The 17,865-nt window shown below is 73.6% G+C and carries 12 protein-coding genes; 7 read left to right on the forward strand and 5 right to left on the reverse strand.

Annotated features, from left to right (window positions below):
- The first annotated feature begins 2 nt into the window (after positions 1–2).
- The 5 genes from QRN89_RS10440 (at position 3) to QRN89_RS10460 (ending at position 7,129) form a co-directional block, all read left to right on the forward strand.
- The gene (locus QRN89_RS10440) at positions 3–1,157 is read left to right on the forward strand and encodes a serine hydrolase domain-containing protein (protein WP_290349081.1); all 1,155 of its coding nucleotides are present in this window, start codon (positions 3–5) and stop codon (positions 1,155–1,157) included.
- Between the two features lie 219 nt (positions 1,158–1,376).
- Positions 1,377–2,045 (forward strand): O-methyltransferase, encoded by a 669-nt coding sequence (locus tag QRN89_RS10445; protein WP_290349082.1) that lies wholly within the window; start codon positions 1,377–1,379, stop codon positions 2,043–2,045.
- Between the two features lie 108 nt (positions 2,046–2,153).
- Entirely contained in the window at positions 2,154–2,480 is a 327-nt protein-coding gene (locus QRN89_RS10450; protein ID WP_290349083.1) for an antibiotic biosynthesis monooxygenase family protein, read from the forward strand.
- A 325-nt stretch (positions 2,481–2,805) separates the two neighbouring features.
- Entirely contained in the window at positions 2,806–6,729 is a 3,924-nt protein-coding gene (locus tag QRN89_RS10455; protein ID WP_290349084.1) for a polymorphic toxin-type HINT domain-containing protein, read from the forward strand.
- 112 nt (positions 6,730–6,841) lie between these two features.
- The gene (locus QRN89_RS10460) at positions 6,842–7,129 is read left to right on the forward strand and encodes a hypothetical protein (RefSeq protein WP_290349085.1); all 288 of its coding nucleotides are present in this window, start codon (positions 6,842–6,844) and stop codon (positions 7,127–7,129) included.
- A gap of 82 nt (positions 7,130–7,211) precedes the next feature.
- Here QRN89_RS10460 and QRN89_RS10465 read toward each other — a convergent pair whose 3' ends face one another.
- From QRN89_RS10465 to QRN89_RS10475, 3 genes are all read right to left on the reverse strand, one after another.
- Positions 7,212–8,495, reverse strand: a complete 1,284-nt coding sequence (locus QRN89_RS10465; protein ID WP_290349086.1) for a serpin family protein — start codon at positions 8,493–8,495, stop codon at positions 7,212–7,214.
- 109 nt (positions 8,496–8,604) lie between these two features.
- Complete coding sequence (gene gdhA / locus QRN89_RS10470) at positions 8,605–9,966, reverse strand: NADP-specific glutamate dehydrogenase (protein WP_290349087.1); 1,362 nt, start codon at positions 9,964–9,966, stop codon at positions 8,605–8,607.
- Between the two features lie 482 nt (positions 9,967–10,448).
- On the reverse strand, positions 10,449–11,516 hold the full coding sequence (locus QRN89_RS10475; RefSeq protein WP_290349088.1) for an aldo/keto reductase: 1,068 nt from the start codon (positions 11,514–11,516) through the stop codon (positions 10,449–10,451).
- 151 nt (positions 11,517–11,667) lie between these two features.
- On the opposite strand from QRN89_RS10475, the gene QRN89_RS10480 reads away from it, so the two are divergent.
- Positions 11,668–12,189 carry a GNAT family N-acetyltransferase gene (locus QRN89_RS10480; RefSeq protein ID WP_290349089.1) on the forward strand — a complete coding sequence of 174 codons (522 nt, stop codon included), beginning with the start codon at positions 11,668–11,670 and terminating at the stop codon, positions 12,187–12,189.
- A gap of 259 nt (positions 12,190–12,448) precedes the next feature.
- On the opposite strand, the gene QRN89_RS10485 is transcribed toward QRN89_RS10480, so the two are convergent.
- Positions 12,449–14,527 (reverse strand): MDR family MFS transporter, encoded by a 2,079-nt coding sequence (locus tag QRN89_RS10485; RefSeq protein WP_290349090.1) that lies wholly within the window; start codon positions 14,525–14,527, stop codon positions 12,449–12,451.
- A 148-nt stretch (positions 14,528–14,675) separates the two neighbouring features.
- On the opposite strand from QRN89_RS10485, the gene QRN89_RS10490 reads away from it, so the two are divergent.
- A complete protein-coding gene (locus tag QRN89_RS10490; RefSeq protein WP_290349091.1) occupies positions 14,676–15,677 on the forward strand; it encodes a peptidoglycan-binding domain-containing protein in 1,002 nt (333 codons plus the stop codon).
- Between the two features lie 1,169 nt (positions 15,678–16,846).
- Here the strand turns inward: QRN89_RS10490 and QRN89_RS10495 are convergent.
- On the reverse strand, positions 16,847–17,500 hold the full coding sequence (locus QRN89_RS10495; RefSeq protein WP_290353650.1) for an HAD-IA family hydrolase: 654 nt from the start codon (positions 17,498–17,500) through the stop codon (positions 16,847–16,849).
- Between the last annotated feature and the right edge of the window lie 365 nt (positions 17,501–17,865).

Genomic DNA, 17,865 nt, shown 5'->3' on the forward strand with positions numbered 1-17,865 from the left:
CGATGAGCGGCCTGCGCGAGACCCTCATGAGACATGTCGGCGACGGATCGGTGCCGGGCGCCGTGGGGCTGGTGGCGCGCGGCGACCGGGTGGAGGTGGCTGCCGTCGGGAACGTCGATGTCGACGGCAGCGCCCCGATGGCCAGGGATTCGATCTTCCGGATCGCTTCGGTCACCAAGCCGGTCGTCGCCGCGGCGGTCATGCTGCTGGTCGACGAGGGCCGGCTCGCACTGGACGACGCGGTCGCTCCGTGGCTGCCGGAGCTTGCGTCGCCCGTGGTCGTCCGTACGCCGTCCGGTCCCGTCGACGACGTCGTCCCGGCGGCCAGGCTCATCACCGTGTTCGACCTGCTCAACTCCTGCGCCGGATACGGGTTCCCGTCCGACTTCTCGCTGCCGGCGCTCGCACCGCTGTTCAGCGAGCTGAAACAGGGACCGCCGCAGCCGCAGGGCGTTCCGGCGCCGGACGCCTGGATGGCGGCGCTGGCCCGGATCCCGCTGCTGCACCAGCCCGGCGAGACATGGCTGTACAACACCTGCTCCGACATCCAGGGCGTACTGGTCTCCCGGGTCACAGGGCGCCCGCTGCCCGAGTTCCTGGCCGAGCGGCTGTTCGAGCCGCTCGGAATGGCCGACACGGGATTCGCCGTACCGGCGGGCAAGCTGGACCGCTTCACCAGCCACTACCGGCCCGACGACCCCGGCGGGCTCGTACTCGTCGACGGAGCCGACGCGGACGGGCAGTGGAGCAGTTTGCCCGCGTTCCCGTCCGGCGCCGGCGGCCTGGTCTCGACGGTCGACGACTGGTGTGCCTTCGGCCGGATGCTGCTCGCCGAAGGCACCTTCGGAAGACGCCGGCTGCTGTCCCCCGAGTCCGTACGCCTGATGACCGGCGACCGGCTGACCAAGGCCCAGCGCGAGGGAAGCGATCTGTTCCTGGAGGGCCAGAGCTGGGGCTTCGGCGGGGCGGTCGACATCGAGACCACCCGGCCGTGGAACGTACCCGGCCGCTACGGCTGGGTCGGCGGCACCGGCACCACCGCGCACATCGTCCCGGCCACCGGGACCGTGAGCGTCATGTTCAGCCAGGTGGCGATGACCGGGCCGACGCCGCCCGTGCTGATGAGGGACTTCTGGCGGTACGCGGCCGCTTACTGAAGGTCACGGCCGAATGGCGCGCCGGCCTCGGTCGGGGGATGCTGGCTGAACGCGACGATCCACCCGGGGAGGCGCCGCATCGGCGTCTCCCCGGGCCCGAGCCGGGCGTGCGGCGCCGGGCAGGGGCCGTGCGCGCCGAGAAGCTCGCCGTGGGCGGTGGGAGCCGGCCCGGGATGCGTATCCCCGCCCGGGAGTTCGGACTTGGGATACGTTTCCCGTATGTCTGAACAGCAATGGAACGCCGTTGACGCCTACTTGACCGACCTGCTGGTTCCCGAGGACGACGCCCTGAGGTCCGCCGTGGCCGCGAGCGACGCGGCCGGTCTGCCGCAGATCGCCGTCGCGCCCAACCAGGGCAAGCTGCTGCACCTGCTGGCCCTCACCCAGGGCGCGACGAGGATCCTGGAGATCGGCACGCTCGGGGGCTACAGCACCATCTGGCTCGGCCGGGCACTGCCGGCCGACGGACAGCTCGTCTCGCTCGAGTACAGCGACGCGCACGCGGACGTGGCCCGCGCCAACCTCGCCCGCGCGGGGCTGGACAAGAACGTCGAGGTGCGGGTCGGTCCCGCGCTCGACAGCCTCGCCGCACTGGAGGCCGAGGGCACCGCCCCGTTCGACTTCTTCTTCATCGACGCCGACAAGGCCAACAACCCCCACTACGTGGAGGGGGCGCTGAAGCTGTCCCACCCGGGCAGCGTCATCGTCGTCGACAACGTCGTCCGCGACGGCTCGGTCCTCGACGCGGAGAGCGAGGACCCCGCGATCGTGGGGACCCGCCGGATGTTCGAGCTGGTCTCGGAGCACCCGCGGCTCACGGCTACCGCCGTCCAGACGGTGGGCGCGCGCGGGTACGACGGCCTCCTGCTGGCCCGCGTCACGGGCTGAGCCCGGGCGGGGCCCCGCCGGTCGGGGCGGCGGGCGCCGGGTGCGCCGTCCGCCGCCCCCGCCGGGTCGGGGCGCCGGGCGGCCCGCGCCCGCCCTATCCTGCACCTCATGAGCGTCGTGAAGATCAATGTGCTGACCGTCCCGGCCGACCAGCGTGAGGCCCTGGAGCAGCGGTTCGCCGCTCGTGCGGGGGCCGTGGAGTCCTCGGACGGCTTCGAGTGGTTCGAGCTTCTCCGCCCGCTGGAGGGCACCGACGACTACCTCGTCTACACCCGCTGGCGCAGCGAGGAGGACTTCCAGAACTGGATGTCCGGCCCGATGCAGGCCGCCCACCGCGGCGAGGGCGGCGGGGGCGAACGCCCGAAGCCGGCCGCGACGGGTTCGACCCTGTGGTCCTTCGAGGTGGTCCAGCAGGCGGCACCGAAGCAGGGCTGAACAGACACCGGCAGCCCGCCCGCCGAAACCCTCCAGGGCCGGCCCTCGCGCCGGCCCTGACGATGCGTCCGGCGGGTCCACCGGGCGTCGGGGCAGACGGTGCCCACGGCGACGCGTTCCGCCGGTCACATCCATGTCCGCACGTCGTGATCATGCAGTTAAGCTCCTCAAGCCGACAGTCGGCGCCCGGGAGTTGACCACTCCCGGTTCAGGGGGGGTGAGCTCTCTCTTGCAGCAACTCGGAATACGTTCCAGACGGGGGACACGGAGAGCTGGGCACGCGAGACGCGGGCTGCTCACAGGCCTGTTGTCGGTCGCGTGCCTCGTGGGACTCATCGGTCCGGCGCCCGTACGGGCCTCCGCCGCGGACACCGGTACGACCAGCGCCGTACAGGCCGTCACGACAGACCGGATGCGCGTACTGCGCTACTGGAAGATCGGCGGTCCGGGGGTCAAGGCCGCCGCTGAAGTGGCCTTGGCGGGCAGTGACCAGGACGTACAGCGGTTCCTGACGGAACTGAGCACCACCTCGCTCCAGGACGACCGCGTAGCGGCGGCCCAAGTGGCCAGTGTGGGCGGCGGGAACACGATCGAAGCCGCCCGGAAGGCGCTGAGCGGTTCCCCCGAGGCTCTTCGGAGCTTCCTCGACTTCGGCTGGCGGACGCCCCTGGAGCAGGACGAGCGCGTCCGCGTCGCCCAGATCATGGACAGCGGCGGCCCCGGCGTGGTCGAGGCCGGACGGGCGGCCCTCAACGGCACGCCCGAAGACGTCAGGAAGTTCCTGACCGAGGGGCAGTACGCGCAGCGCGAGCAGGACGAGCGGGTCCAGGTGGCCCAGATCCTCAGCACGGGAGGCTCCGCGGTCCGCGCGGCCGGTCAGCTCGCCCTGAAGGGGACGCCTGCCGACATCCGGGAGTTCCTGGATGTCGGCCAGCACGTGGCCCGGTCACGTGACCAGGAGTACCTGACGGTCACGCAGCTCGCGGCGCTGGCCAAGGAGGCCGGGCGCCAGGCGGCGGCCGAGACGGCTGCCGCCAAGGAGACCTCGAAGCGTGCCGTCGAGGCCTCGAAGCTCGCCAAGGAGGCCGCCCTGAGGGCCGCCGACGAGGCGGAGAAGACCAAGAACGACGCCAACAAGGCCGCCGGAGCGGCGGCCCGGGCGGCAACCGCCGCCGGGCAGGCCGCGGCTGCCGCGCAGAAGGCCATCGACTCCGCCCGCGCCGCCAACAACTCCGCACGTGTGGCCGCGAACGCCGCCGCCCAGGCAGCCGCTGCGGCGGCGGGTGCGGCTCGGGCAGCGTCCCGCGCCCGCGGCGCCGCAGCCGCGGCAGCCACCGACGCCGGAAACGCCGCCGCGGCGCGCAAGGCCGCCGACGAGGCCGACGCGGCCGCCAAGGGAGCCGAGGACGGCGCCGCCGCGGCCGCGCAGGCCGAGATCGCCGCGAACGCCGCCGGTGATGCCGCGCTCGCCGCCGCCGGAGCGGGTCTCAACTCCGCCGCCGCCGCCGACGCGGCCGTCCAGGCCAGCAGCTACGCGAACCAGAGCGACGCACGCGCCGCCCAGGCCCGTGCCGCGGCGGCGCAGGCGCGCCGTCACGCCAACGAGGCTTCCCGCGCCGCCAATGCCGCCGTGGCGCTGGCGCAGAAGGCGGCCAAGGCGGCGGGCGAGTCGAGGGCAGCCGCGACATCGGCTGCCAAGCACGCCCGGGAGGCAGCGAAGGCCGCTCGCGAGGCGGCCGTGAACGCCGGGCAGGCCGCCACCGCCGCGGCCAAGTCCACGGCCCATGCCAAGGCCGCCCAGCAGGCCGCCGACGAGGCCTCCGCGTACGTGGAGAAGGCCAGGGCCACCTTCGCGATCGCACGCGAGGTCGAGGCTGCGGAGATCCTCGCCCGTACCAACGCCGGGATCGAGCGGGCCCGCGACCTCAAGGAGCGCCGGCAGGCGAGCAAGGCCGAGCAGTCCGAGGTCGCGGAGAAGGCGCAGGAGCGCGCCGCCGAGGCGCAGCGACTCGCCGCGGAGGCGGGCGTGCCGGGCGCCGACACGCAGGCAGTGGTCGGCAAGGGCCGCAGGCTCGCCGTGCTCACCATGCAGGACGGCGGTCCGTGGAGCCGGGCCGCGGCACAGGCCGCGGTCGCCGGGGCCGACGAGCACGTTCTCGACTACGTCCGTACCCGATGGAAGGAGGCCGCGGAACAGGACGCCCGGGACCGGGTCGCCCTGCTCTCCACCGACAGTCCGCTGAAGGCGGTCCGCGACGCCGCGGACGAGGCCCTCAAGGGCGACGCGGCCACGGTGACCGCGTTCCTCGCTTCGGGTCAGTACGAGGCGGGACGCCAGGACTACCGCATTCGCACGGCACAGATCATCTCCGGCGGCGGTCCGGTCCTGCAGGAGGCCGGGCGGGCAGCTCTCGCCAAGAACACCCTGGAGGGGTTCCGCGAGTTCCTCGGTGAGGGCCAGTACACGGCCCGGAGCCAGGACGAGCGGGTACGCGCCGCACAGCTGATCTCCGTGGGAGGCGACGAGGTCAAGTCGGGGGCGCGGGTCGCCCTCGAGGGCCCGGCCGACCTGCTGCACGAGTTCATCCAGTCCGGGCAGTACACCGCCCAGCGCAAGGACATGCTGACGGCCACCCATGTCGCGCAGGTCCAGAAGCTGATCGCGGAGTCGGCCAGGACGGCGGCCCTCGCCCAGCAGGAGGCTGCCGAGGCCAACCGGGTCGCCGCAGTGGCCCGTAAGGCCGCGGACGATGCCAAGCGGTACGCCGATGCCGCGAAGGCCTCGGCGGAGTCGGCGAAGAACCACGCGGCGGACGCCGACAGGTCGGCCGACGCTGCGGAGGCGTCGGCCGCACAGGCCGCCGCGTCGGCGAAGACCGCGCGGGACGCCGCCGCCTCGGCACAGCGTTCGGCGACCGAGGCGGCCGCTTCGGCCGCTGACGCCACCCTCTCGTCGGAAATGGCGCACGCGTCCGCGGCCACCGCATGGGCCGAGGCTGACAAGGCCCGTGCCTCCGCCACCGCAGCGGGCAAGGACGCCAAGGCGGCCCTCGAAGCCAGCAAGAGCGCCTTCGCGACCGCTGCCGCCAAGCTGAAGGCCGAGGCGGAGCAGCAGCGCACCGAGCTCCGGCGACAGAACGAGACCGGGTTCCAGCGCATGCAGCGCTGCGGGCTGCTGGACTGCCCGCCGGAGAACGACCCGTTCCACTGCGACAAGAAGCCCCCGAGCGACCCCTTCTGTCTCTCGCTCGCCATGTCGAAGAAGGTGGCGCCTTACGCGGAGGCGATGTTCGAGCTGGGCAAGGCCATCATCGGCCTCGACCAGCTCGAGGAGTGCATGGACTACGACCTGTGGGCCTGCACGGAGTTGATGCGTGACGTCACCATCTCCAGCAAGCTGCGCCTGCTCAAGGGCGCGTACGAGACCCTGCGCGCGGTCGAGCGGATCATCGTCTGCGAGACCTGCTTCCTCGCCGGCACGAAGGTGCTCATGGCGGATGGCGGGAGGCGGAGCATCGAGCGGATCCGGCTCGGGGACAAGGTCCTCGCGAAGGACCCGGTCTCCGGGAAGTCGGGCCCTCGCAAGGTCACGCGGCTGATCGTCACCGAGCACGACAAGCACTTCAACACGCTGACGATCCGGACCCGGCAGGGGGCCGCGAAGCTCACCGCCACCTTCGAGCACCCGTTCTGGAGCCCGTCGAAGAAGCAGTGGGTCAGGGCTGTCGACCTGCGTCCAGGCATGACCCTGCTCAGCAGTGACGGCACCACCGTGGCCGTAACGGCGAACCGCGCCTACTCCCGAGAGGCCAGGACGTACAACCTCACGGTCGACGACCTGCACACGTACTACGTGCTGGCCGGCACCACGCCGGTGCTGGTGCACAACGCCGGATGCAAGCACGTCGCACTCGGCCGAACGGAGACCCCAGACAACCCGTTCTCCCTCGAGGAATTCGCGATGGAGCACGGTGCCGACATGTACAAGCACTGGCCCGACGGCAAGCAGTGGTACAACCACGTGAAGGACTTCCTGGCCAAGGACTCGACGGCCCGCATCTCCTTCAACCTGGACGGAATCGACGATCCGGTGGAAGCCGCGGCGCGGGGGAAGTCCGTCAATCCCGCCAACGACTTCGAAGGCCTCACGGACTGGGAGCTGCACGAGATCAGCCAGTCCCCCGACGCATGGGCCAGGATCACTTGGTACAAGGGAGGAAAGAAGGTTGACAACCCGTTCAAGAAGTGACGATGCCAGCTCCTCCGTACTGTTCAGCTCCGACCGCGTTTTCAGGGTCTGGCGTTACGGATCCGGACATTCGCAGCTGCTGCTCCGTGCGGCTCCGGACTCCGCGCACCCGATGCGTCTGGACCTCCTCTTCGAGGGTGTGGACGCCATGCAGCTGGTGACCCGCTACGAAGCCCTGGAACTCCATACGTTCGATGAGGAGGAGACCGGGCGCATCTTCGAGTTGTCCGGTGTGCCCGCCCGGTGGAGATCGGACCGGCTCGTCCTCGGTCTCCGGTCCAGGAGCGGTGCGGGCTATGTGCAGTGTCTGAAGGTGTCCGCTCTCCTCGGCGGCACGAACGTCCTCGGGCCCGACGATCCGTCCGAGTCGGTCGACGTCGTCTGGAGTCTGCGCGGCTGACACCACGTGAGCACAGACCGAGGGGCCCCGCCGGAACGTCGTTCCGGCGGGGCTCCGCGCTGTTCGGCGAGGGTGGAACGCGTCAGGACCCCGCGCCCGGGGCCACCGGCCGACGCGGTGCCGGTGGGAGCGGCGGTGGAGGCGGGAAGCCGCCCCGCGGGCCGCCGCCGGGTGCCGGGTCACCCGCTGGGGCGGTCGACTGCCAGGCGGCGAAGAGGGGAAGCCGGCCGGAGGCGTCGAGCACGACGATGCCGAACGGGCGGTCGTAGGCGAGCCGGAGGGTCCGAACGGGGCGGGGCGCGCCGCCCGCGCGGGCGAGGACCGCCGTCACGGCCGCCGCCTCCACGCCGAGTTCCGCAATCGTGAGGACGGCCTCCTGGACGACCGTCGAGATCGCGAGCGGCTCGGGCGACAGTCCGGAGAAGTCGGCGAGCGGTGTGGTCGCCTGCCGTACGCCCAGCGCCGGCAGTTGGGGTGTGACGTCCGTCGTCGTCCGCAGGGCGAGGCGGGGCACGGCGAGGCTGACGGCCTCCGCGTCGACGGGTGCGCACGCCTCGCGCGGGGCCCAGGCCGCGGGCAGTACCTCCGCCGGTCCGGCGCCCGGTGCGCCCAGGACGAGCCGGACGACCGCCCCCGCGGCACCCTCGCAGCGCAGTTGGGCGACCTGGGCCGGGCCCGTGGTCCACGCGTCGCCGGGGGCCAGCCGCCGGTGCATCGTCGGCACCTGGTGCGGGGTTCCCGTGGCGTCCGTGAAGGGGGCGGGCCTGGTCGCGTGGGCGGGAAAGGGCGTCTTCCAACGGGCCTTCAGCGCCAGGACGTTGACCAGCGCGAGCAGCGTCTCCGCGGGGATCGGGACGGGCAGCTTCTCGATCTGCCCGCCCGTCGTCTCCTTCACCCAGGCGTCGATCTCGTCCTGGCCGTCGCCGAGTCGGCCGAATCCGATGCCGGGCAGCGCCTCCCGGTAGGCCCGGTACAGGGGGATTCTGCTCCACACCCGGGTCGCGACGGCCAGCGCGTCCGTCCCGGCGAGCTCACCGGCCGCGCAGGTGACGGCCTCGGCCGCGTCGTGGCCGGCCACGCCGAGCAGCGCCCGCAGTTCCTCCGCGGTGCCGCCGCCCGCGCCCGCCGCCACCGCGCCGAGCGCGAGCCACAGCCCGGCGGGCGAGCAGACGAAGTCGCCCTGCCCGTCGAACTCCCGCAGCCAACGCTCCCCGACGGCCTGGACCGCCCTCGCGTTCCCGGGGCGGGTCGCGTTCCCCGGGTGGGTCGCCTTCCCGGGGTGGGTCGCCCTCCCGGGGTACGGGCCCGTCGGGACCGGCGGCCCGGGTGTCTCGTCCTGCCGTTCCGTTCCCGCCGCGTCGTCCACCGCAACCGCCCCCTGTCGCCCGCGTACTCCCGCTTCCGGGGTGCAGTGTGCCAGGGGGCGGCCGGGGCGTGGCGGATCAGGCCCGTGCGCGCACGGCGGCCGGGGTGCCTCAGATGAGGCCCTGGGCGAGCATCGCGTCCGCGACACGTTCGAAGCCGGCGATGTTCGCCCCCGTCACGTAGTCGCCGGGCCTGCCGTAGCGGGCCGCCGTCTCGTACGCCGTGTCGTGGATGCCTCGCATGACCTGGGCCAGTTCCTCCTCGACGCGGGGCGCGGACCAGGTGTCGCGGGCCGCGTTCTGGCGCATCTCGAGCGCGCTGGTCGCCACGCCGCCCGCGTTCGCGGCCTTCCCGGGGCCGAAGGCGACACCGGCCTCGCGGAGGAGGCGCACCGCCGCCGGGGTGGTGGGCATGTTCGCGCCCTCGGAGACGGCCTTGACGCCGTTGCGCACGAGGGCCGCCGCGTCGTCGGCCGTCAGCTCGTTCTGGGTCGCGGAGGGAAGAGCCACATCGGTGGGCACCTCCCAGACGTTTCCGCCGGGCACGTACCGCGCCGACGCGCCGCGGCGGCTCGCGTAGTCGCTCACCCGGCCGCGCTCGACCTCCTTGATCTGCTTGAGGAGGGGCAGGTCGATGCCCTTGTCGTCGACGACGTACCCGGCCGAGTCGGAGACGGTGCGCACATGCGCCCCCAGTTCCTGCGCCTTCTCGACCGTGTAGAGGGCCACGTTGCCGGAACCGGAGACGCTTACCTGCTGGCCGGCGAGCTGTTCCCCGCGGACCTTGAGCATCTCGGCGGTGAAGAGCACGTTGCCGTAACCGGTGGCCTCGGGGCGCACGTGGGAGCCGCCCCAGGCGGTGCCCTTGCCGGTCAGCACGCCCGCCTCCCAGCGGTTGGTGATGCGCCGGTACTGGCCGAAGAGGTAGCCGATCTCCCGGCCGCCGACGCCGATGTCACCGGCGGGAACGTCGGTGTGCTCGCCGAGGTGCCGATGCAGTTCGGTCATGAACGACTGGCAGAAGCGCATCACTTCGTCGTCGGAGCGGCCGCGCGGGTCGAAGTCGCTGCCGCCCTTGCCGGCGCCGATACCCAGGCCGGTCAGGGCGTTCTTGAAGATCTGCTCGAAGGCGAGGAACTTCACGATGCCCAGGTTGACGGACGGGTGGAAGCGCAGGCCGCCCTTGTAGGGGCCGAGGGCGCTGTTGGACTCCACCCGGAAGCCGCGGTTGACGTGGATCCTGCCGCGGTCGTCCTGCCAGGGCACCCGGAAGATGAGCTGCCGCTCCGGCTCCGTCATCCGCTCGATCATCCTGACCTCGCGGAGTTCGGGCCTTCTGTCGAGGACGGGGCCCAGTGTCTCCAGCACTTCGTGGACGGCCTGGTGGAACTCGGGTTCGCCGGGGTTGCGGCGCCGGATGTCCGCTTCGAGGTCGTCGAGGGAGGCGGTGGTGCTGGAGGAGATGGAGGGCATCGATCGGGTTCCTTCTCGTCGGCGGGACTGGTGCTGTGCGGTGCCGTGACGGTGTGCCGCGGGGCTCACGAGCGGGTCCTGTGCACCCCCGGGCCGTGCGGTGCAGACGGTCAACGGCGCGGAGGGGATCGGGGACACGTGCCGGGCGGTCCCGGGCGGGGACCGGGGACGCGCACGGGGCGGTCGCGGGCGAGGGCCGGGACCGGGGACGCGCACGGAACGGACCTGGGCGAGGGCCGGGACCGGGCGAGGGCCGGGACCGGGTGGGCCGGCGTCTTCTCCGCCGGTGGGTGGGCGTCTGTCGTGCACGGGACGGACCTGGGCGAGGGCCGGGACCGGGCGAGGGCCGGGACCGGGTGGGCCGGCGTCTTCTCCGCCGGTGGGTGGGCGTCTGTCGTGCACGGGTACTCATACGCACGCGGGGCCCCATATCGTCGATCATGGTGCCCCGCTGGTGTCCCGCCCTCCGCCGGGCCGCTTCGTCAGGCCGCGTCCCCGGAGCCTGCCGCACCCCTGGAGCCTGCCGCGCGGCGCCGGAGCCCGGGGTTCGCGAGCGCGGGCGGGGTCCAGACTCCGTCCGGCGGGTAGACGTCGGTCCCGGGAGGCACGATGTCGTCGATCCGGTCGAGGACGGCGTCGTCCAGCTCCACCGAGAGGCCCTGGAGCGTGCTCCTCAGCTGCTCCATCGTGCGCGGGCCGATGATCACCGAGGTGACGGCCGGGTGCGCGAGCGGGAAGGCGACGGCCAGCTGCGGCAGCGTGCATCCCACTTCCCCGGCCAGCGCCACGAGCCGTTCGACGGCGTCCAGCTTCGCGGCGGTCCGCGGCGCCGACGGGTCGAAGCGGTCCGGGTGCAGGGTCGGACGGCCGCTGCTCAGATCGAGGGCCCGGCCTTTCCGGTATCGGCCGGTCAGGAAGCCGGAGGCCAGCGGACTCCAGGTCAGCACCCCCATGCCCAGGCGCTGGGCCACCGGCAGCACATGCCTCTCGACGCCCCGGGCCAGCAGCGAGTAGGGCGGCTGCTCGGTGCGGAACCGCTGGAGCCCGCGCTCGCGCGCGACGTGGTGCGCCTCGACGATCTCGTCCGCGGGGAACGTGGAGCAGCCGAACGCCCTGACCTTGCCCTGGCGGACGAGATCGGTCAGCGCGGACAGCGTCTCCTCCACGTCGGTCGTGTGGTCGGGGCGGTGCACCTGGTAGAGGTCGATCCGGTCCGTGCCCAGCCGGCGCAGGCTGTCCTCCACCTCCCGCACGATCCAGCGCCGTGAGTTGCCGCCCCGGTTGGGGCCTTCGCCCATGGGGAAGTGGACCTTGGTCGCGAGCACGACGTCGTCGCGGCGGCCCCGCAGCGCCTTGCCGACGATGGTCTCCGACTCCCCTGCCGAGTACATGTCGGCCGTGTCGACGAAGTTGATCCCCTCGTCGAGCGCCGCGTGGATGATCCGGACGCACTCGTCGTGGTCCGCGTTGCCGACGGAGCCGAACATCATGGTGCCGAGGCAGTAGGGACTGACCTGGATGCCGGTTCCGCCCAGAATCCGGTGACGCATACAACGCTCCTTGCCGGTGGGCCTGTTGGGGACGGCGCGAACGCTATGCGTTGGAGCGCGCTCCAACGCAAGCGCTGCCGACGCCCGTCCCGCGCCCGCCGGCCCGTAAATGGTTCGCGGCGCGGCCGGACGATCGGGTACAGAGGTCGGCATGACGCGATGGACCGTGCTCCCCGAGCGCTTCGACACCCCCGACGCCACCGCCCTGCGGCGCGACTACTACGCCGATGTGGCGAGCAGCTACTGGGGACGGCCCGCCACGGAAGCGGAGGTCGACGAGGGTCTCGCGGACGACGGCGTGGCGCGGCTCGCCTCCCCCACCGGTGAGTTCGTCGTCGGACGCCATGACGGGGCGGCGGCGGGCTGCGGCGGGGTGCTGCTGCTGGACGCCGAACGGGCCGAGCTGACACGGGTGTTCGTCCGCCCTGCGTTCCGCGGGACGGGCGGCGGCGCGGCCCTGCTCACGGCCCTGGAGGACGCGGCCCGGCGGCTCGGGGCGCGGCGGATGGTGCTCAACACACGGCTGGACCTGCTCGGGGCCCGCGCCCTCTACGCACGGCAGGGCTACCGGGAGATCCCCGCGTACTGCGAGGGGCCGTACATGGACGTCTGGTACGGCAAGGAGCTGGTGGACCGGGACGGGGCCGCGGCCGAAGGGAACGCGGCCGCCTGAGCGGGCCGTCCCGGCGGGAACGGTGCGCGACCACCCGCACCGGGGCCGCCACCGGGGAAGGTGGTGCGCGACCACCCGCACCGGGGCCGCCACCGGGGAAGGTGGTGCGCGACCACCCGCACCGGGGCCGCCACCGGGGGAAGGTGGTACGCGGCCGCCCGCACCGGGGCCGCCACGGAGGAGGGCGAGGCGGCCGCCTGCCGATCTGGGCCGAGCCGCCGACCTGGGCCAGCCCCTTCCGGCGCCCCCTGCGGCCCGCTCAGTGCGTGGGGAAGTTCCAGGCCTGGTGGTCCCGGTGCGGTTCACTGCCGGAGGGGCGCTCACCGTCGGAGCCGCACAGCTCGGCCGTCAGTTCCTTCACCAGCTGCGCGAGGTCGGTGGGCCGGTCCGGTCCCCACCAGTCGCCCAGCAACTCCGCCATCGACTCCTCCCGCGCCGCCGACAGCTTCGCGGTCGCGTCCACACCCTTGTCTGTGAGCATCAGCGACAGGCCCTCCCGCCGGGCCAGCCCGCGCTCCTCCACCTCGCGTGACGCGTCGGTGACGGCCCTGATCGGTACGTCGGTGGCCTCGGCGAGCCGGGCCGGCTCCACCAGCCCGTGACGCTTGATGCGCAGCAGGAGCCAGCTCGCCGCCGGGCTGATGTCGAGCCCCGAGCCGGCGGTGATCTTGACGTAGACCGCCTTGCGGCCCTCGCGTGAACCGAGGAGGGACAGCGCGCGGGCGCACTCGTCGTACGACGACCGCTGGACGGGGTTCGGGGCGATGGTCTCGCTGACCTCGGGTGCGGTGACGGAGCCGCGCAGCTTGTCCTCGCGGAGGAAGAAGGCGAGGACGAAGCCGACGACGACGACCGGCGCCGCGTAGAGGAAGACGTCGGTGATGGAGGTCGAGAACGCCTGGATGACCGCCCGGCGCAGTCCGGGGGGCAGCAGGGTGATGGTGTGCGAGTCGGCGGCGAGCCGTTCGGGGCTGGCCCCGGGCGGCAGCGTGCGGCCGGCGAGCGCCTCGGCGAGGAGTTCGCGCAGCCGGCCGGTGAAGAGGGTGCCGAAGAGCGCGACGCCGAACGAGGCGCCGATGGAGCGGAAGAAGGTGGCGCCGGAGGTGGCGACCCCGAGGTCCTCGTACCCGACCGCGTTCTGCACCGCCAGCACCAGCACCTGCATGACCAGGCCGAGTCCGGAGCCGAAGACGAAGAAGTAGCCGCTCACCTCCCAGGTCGGGGTGTCCGGCTCCAGCTGGTGGAGCAGGAGGAGGCCGACGGCGGTCACGGCGGTGCCGGCGATCGGGAAGACCTTCCACCGGCCCGTCCGGCTGACGATCTGCCCGGACACGGTGGAGGTGATGAGCAGTCCGATCACCATCGGCAGCATGTGGACGCCGGACATGGTGGGGGTGATGCCCTGGACGATCTGCAGGAACGTGGGCAGGTACGTCAGCGCGCCGAACATCGCGAACCCGACGATGAAGCTGATGGCGGAGACGAGCGTGAACGTGCGGTTCCGGAACAGCTTCAGCGGCAGTACGGGCTCGGCGGCGCGGCGCTCGGTCCGGACGAAGGCGAGGAGGAACAGCACTCCGAGCGCGGCCAGGACGATGATCTGCGGCGAGTCCCAGGCCCAGGTGGTGCCGCCGAGCGAGGCGACCAGGACCAGGCAGGTCGCGACGGCCGCGATCAGGACCGTCCCCAGGTAGTCGATGGTGTGGTGGGTCCGGCGGACGGGGATGCGCAGGACGGCGGCGATGACGAAGAGTGCGACCACACCGATGGGCAGGTTGATGTAGAACACCCAGCGCCAGCTGAGGTGCTGGGTGAACAGGCCGCCGAGCAGCGGCCCGAGCACGCTGGTCGCCCCGAAGACGGCACCGAACAACCCCTGGTAGCGGCCGCGTTCGCGCGGGGAGACGATGTCGCCGACGATCGCCATCGACAGCACGATGAGACCGCCGCCGCCGAGGCCCTGGACAGCGCGGTAGGCGATGAGCTGCGGCATGTTCTGGGCGATGCCGCACAGCGCGGAGCCGATCAGGAAGATGACGATCGCCGTCTGGAAGAGCTTCTTGCGGCCGTACTGGTCACCGAGCTTGCCCCAGAGCGGGGTCGCGGCGGTGGAGGCGAGGATGTACGCGGTGACCACCCAGGACAGGTGCTCCAGGCCGCCGAGGTCGCTGACGATCGTCGGCAGCGCGGTGGCCACGATGGTCTGGTCGAGCGCGGCGAGCAGCAGACCCAGCAGCAGTGCGCCGATCGCCACGAGAACGGTCCGGCGGTTCGTACCCTCTCCGGGCGGGGGTGTCGGTCCGGGGCCGGCGGCCGGCGTGCTCACTTCCTGCGCCATGGAGTAGTCCTCCGGTCCGCAGTACGCTCGTCTGCTCCTCCCATCCTGGGCGTTTCGCCCACGTATGGCCTGCCGAGCGGAGGCTCCCCGTCCGGGCACTGGACAGGGGCTGCATAATCGCTGGCAGCGCAAGGGGAGGGAACCCACGATGACGGGACACGTCTGTCCTGAATGCGGCAGGCAGGACGACGCTGCCGCCAGACCCGGCGGGGTCCGGAGCTGCGGCTGCGGGCAGGGCGCGACGGCGGAGGGATTCGACCCGCTGCGGGTCCGGCCGTACGTGGCGTTCCCGGACCCGGCGGACGGGCGGGACGCGACCCCGGCCGGGCCGCCGCCCGAGCTGACGCAGGTACTCGCGCCCGGCGCGCACGGCGCCGGCCAGGTCGGCGCGCCGGAGGCGCCGCAGGGGGCGGCCGGCCACGGGGGCACGTACGACTACCGGTACGAGGACGGCCACGCGTACGACGTGACCGGGGCGGAACCGGACCCCGCGGCAGGAGGGCGACGGCGCGGCCGGGGCGGGCGGCGCGTGTTCGTGGCGGTCGCCGCCGTGGTGGCGGTGCTCGGGACCGCGGCCTACGCGAGCGGGCTGCTCACGAAGGACGCCGGCGGGGAGGACCGGGCACTGCCCGACAGCGAGACGACGGCGCCGTTCGTCTCGGCCGCGCCCGAGGCGCCCGAGGCGTCGGTGTCCGCCTCGTCGCCGGCGACGCGGAGCGCGTCGGCCTCCGCGTCGCCGGCGCCCTCGGAGACGGCCTCGGCCTCCCCGTCGGCCGACGGGGGCCCGTCGTCCCCGGCCCCGCTCGCCGCGGGCGCGACGTCCCCGTCCGCGACGGCGACCCCGACGGGCGGGACCTCGCCCCGCCCCTCCTCCCCCGCCCCCGGAGTCACCCTCCAGCGCGGCGACAGCGGAGAGGAGGTCGTCGAACTGCAGGAACGGCTGGAACAGGTCGGCGTCTACGGCGGCAGGTCCCACGGCCGCTACGACGGCCGCGTCGAGGACGCCGTGGCGGCGTACCAGTACTACCGCGGCATCGAGGAAGACCCGCAGGGGGTCTACGGCCCGGCGACCCGCCGCGCCCTGGAGGCCGAGACGCGCTACCCGTACGACGGCGGCAACGGCGGCTGGGACGGCGACGGCCGCGACTGAGCGCCTCGCGAGCGGTGGGCGGCGGGGCGGTGCGCCGGGGGACCCGGCGGGAGCGGTGAGCGTCCGACGCCACGCGAGCGGTGGGCGGTGCGGGCCCGACACCGCCGGAGACACCGCGCGAGCGGTGAGCGGTGCGCGCCCGGCACGCCCGAGACGCCGCGCGAGCGGTGAGCGGTACGCGCCCGGCACCGCCGGAGACACCGCGCGAGCGGTGAGCGGTACGCGCCCGGCACCGCCGGAGACACCGCGCGAGCGGTGAGCGGTACGCGCCCGGCACCGCCGGAGACACCGCGCGAGCGGTGAGCGGTACGCGCCCGGCACCGCCGGAGACACCGCGCGAGCGGTGAGCGGTACGCGCCCGGCACCGCCGGAGACACCGCGCGAGCGGTGAGCGGTACGCGCCCGGCACGCCCGAGACACCGCGCGAGCGGTGAGCGGTACGCGCCCGGCACCGCCGGAGACACCGCGCGAGCGGTGAGCGGTACGCGCCCGGCACCGCCGGAGACACCGCGCGAGCGGTGAGCGGTACGCGCCCGGCACCGCCGGAGACACCGCGCGAGCGGTGAGCGGTACGCGCCCGGCACGCCCGAGACGCCGCGCGAGCGGTGAGCGGTACGCGCCGGGGACCCGGCGTGCCCGGAACACCGCCGGAGCGGTGAGCGGCACGCGTGGGCAGTCGGGCACTGCACGCCCGAGACACCGCGCGAGCAGTCAGCGCCGCGCGCCCGGCACCGCCGGAGCGGTGAGCGTCCGAGACGCCGCGGGAGCGGTGAGCGTCCGAGACGCCGCGGGAGCGGGTGGGTGTCGGCGAAGACGCCGCAGGGCGGTGAGCGTCGCGGGAGCGGTGGGCGGTGAGCGTCCGAGAGGCCACGCAAGCAGTCGGCGTCGCGCGCGGAACACCGCCGGAGCGGCCAGCGGTACACGCCGGAGGACCCGGCCGGAGCGGCGAGCGGTACACGCCGGAGGACCCGGCCGGAGCGGCGAGCGTCCGAGACGCCGCGGGAGCGGTGGGCGGTGCGGGTATGCACGCCCGGGACGGCGCGCGAGCGGTCGGCGTCGCGTGCCCGGAATCTCCGGAGCGGAGCAATGGTGTTCGCGCCGAACGCACGACGCCCGGAAGCCCGCCGCCGATCAGGCCGAACGCACGGCGCCCGGCAGCCCGCCGCCGATCAGGCCAAACGCACGGGCGCGAACGTCAGCGCGCCCGAGGCGTCGGCCGTGACGTGGACGTCGGTGAGGTCGGGGGCGTGGGCGTCAGGGGCGAAGGCGGCCGCGCGCGGACCGATGCCGAGGACCCGCATGCCCGCTGCGCGCCCGGCCGCGATGCCGGCCTCGGAGTCCTCGAGGACCACGCAGTCCGCCGGTGCGAAGCCGAGCTCCGCCGCGCCCTTGAGGAAGCCCTCCGGGTCCGGCTTGCTGGCACCGACGCACTCCGCGGTGACCCGGGTCTCCGGCATGCGCAGCCCGGCGGCCTGCATCCGGGCGGTGGCGAGTGCCTCGTCCGCGGACGTGACCAGCGCGTGCGGCAGCGCGGCGATGGTGTCCATGAAGGCGGGCGCCCCGGCGATCGGCACGACGCCGTCCAGGTCCGCCGTCTCCTGTGCGAGCAGCTGCCGGTTCTCGGCGTGGTTCTCCGCCATGGGCCGGTCCGGGAGCAGCGCGGCCATCGTGGCGTACCCCTGGCGTCCGTGGACGACCTTGAGCGCCTCGTCCGGGTCCAGGCCGTGCCCGGTCGCCCAGGAGCGCCAGACGCGCTCCACGACGGCGTCCGAGTTGACGAGCGTGCCGTCCATGTCGAGCAGCAGCGCCCTGAAGGCGCCGATGGCCTCCGGGCGAGGGCCCGGGCCGGTGGTCTCTGCGGGCGTCTCTGAGCTGGACACGGGGCCGTCCTAGGAATCCGGTGCGGATTGCGGGAGGGGCTCCGACGACGGGAGGCCGCGGGGCCCGGGTGCAGAGCGGCCTCCACCCGCCGGTCAGGGAGTGCGGGCGGAGGCCACTTTGTTCCTCCACGATACAAACCAAAGCGCCTCAGCGCCACTCCGGGGCCCCGGACACCGCCCCGAGGGCCCGTCAGGGGGTGCGGGCGGGAGGCGAAACGGGCAGGTGGGAGGCCACGGGAAGGCGGCGGCAAGGCAGCGGCGGCCGCGACCGGGCGCCTGCCCGGCCGGCCGGGATCCCGACGGTCACC

Origin of the sequence: Streptomyces sp. HUAS CB01 (genome assembly GCF_030406905.1) — a bacterium.
GTDB lineage: Bacteria > Actinomycetota > Actinomycetes > Streptomycetales > Streptomycetaceae > Streptomyces > Streptomyces chengbuensis.

Bases quoted from the DNA above. Each gene is read 5' to 3' on its own strand.
- QRN89_RS10440 (WP_290349081.1), top strand. From the start codon at position 3: ATGAGCGGCCTGCGCGAGACCCTCATGAGACATGTCGGCGACGGATCG.
- QRN89_RS10445 (WP_290349082.1), top strand. From the start codon at position 1,377: ATGTCTGAACAGCAATGGAACGCCGTTGACGCCTACTTGACCGACCTG.
- QRN89_RS10450 (WP_290349083.1), top strand. From the start codon at position 2,154: ATGAGCGTCGTGAAGATCAATGTGCTGACCGTCCCGGCCGACCAGCGT.
- QRN89_RS10460 (WP_290349085.1), top strand. From the start codon at position 6,842: ATGCGTCTGGACCTCCTCTTCGAGGGTGTGGACGCCATGCAGCTGGTG.
- gdhA (WP_290349087.1), bottom strand. From the start codon at position 9,966: ATGCCCTCCATCTCCTCCAGCACCACCGCCTCCCTCGACGACCTCGAA.
- QRN89_RS10475 (WP_290349088.1), bottom strand. From the start codon at position 11,516: ATGCGTCACCGGATTCTGGGCGGAACCGGCATCCAGGTCAGTCCCTAC.
- QRN89_RS10480 (WP_290349089.1), top strand. From the start codon at position 11,668: ATGACGCGATGGACCGTGCTCCCCGAGCGCTTCGACACCCCCGACGCC.
- QRN89_RS10485 (WP_290349090.1), bottom strand. From the start codon at position 14,527: ATGGCGCAGGAAGTGAGCACGCCGGCCGCCGGCCCCGGACCGACACCC.
- QRN89_RS10490 (WP_290349091.1), top strand. From the start codon at position 14,676: ATGACGGGACACGTCTGTCCTGAATGCGGCAGGCAGGACGACGCTGCC.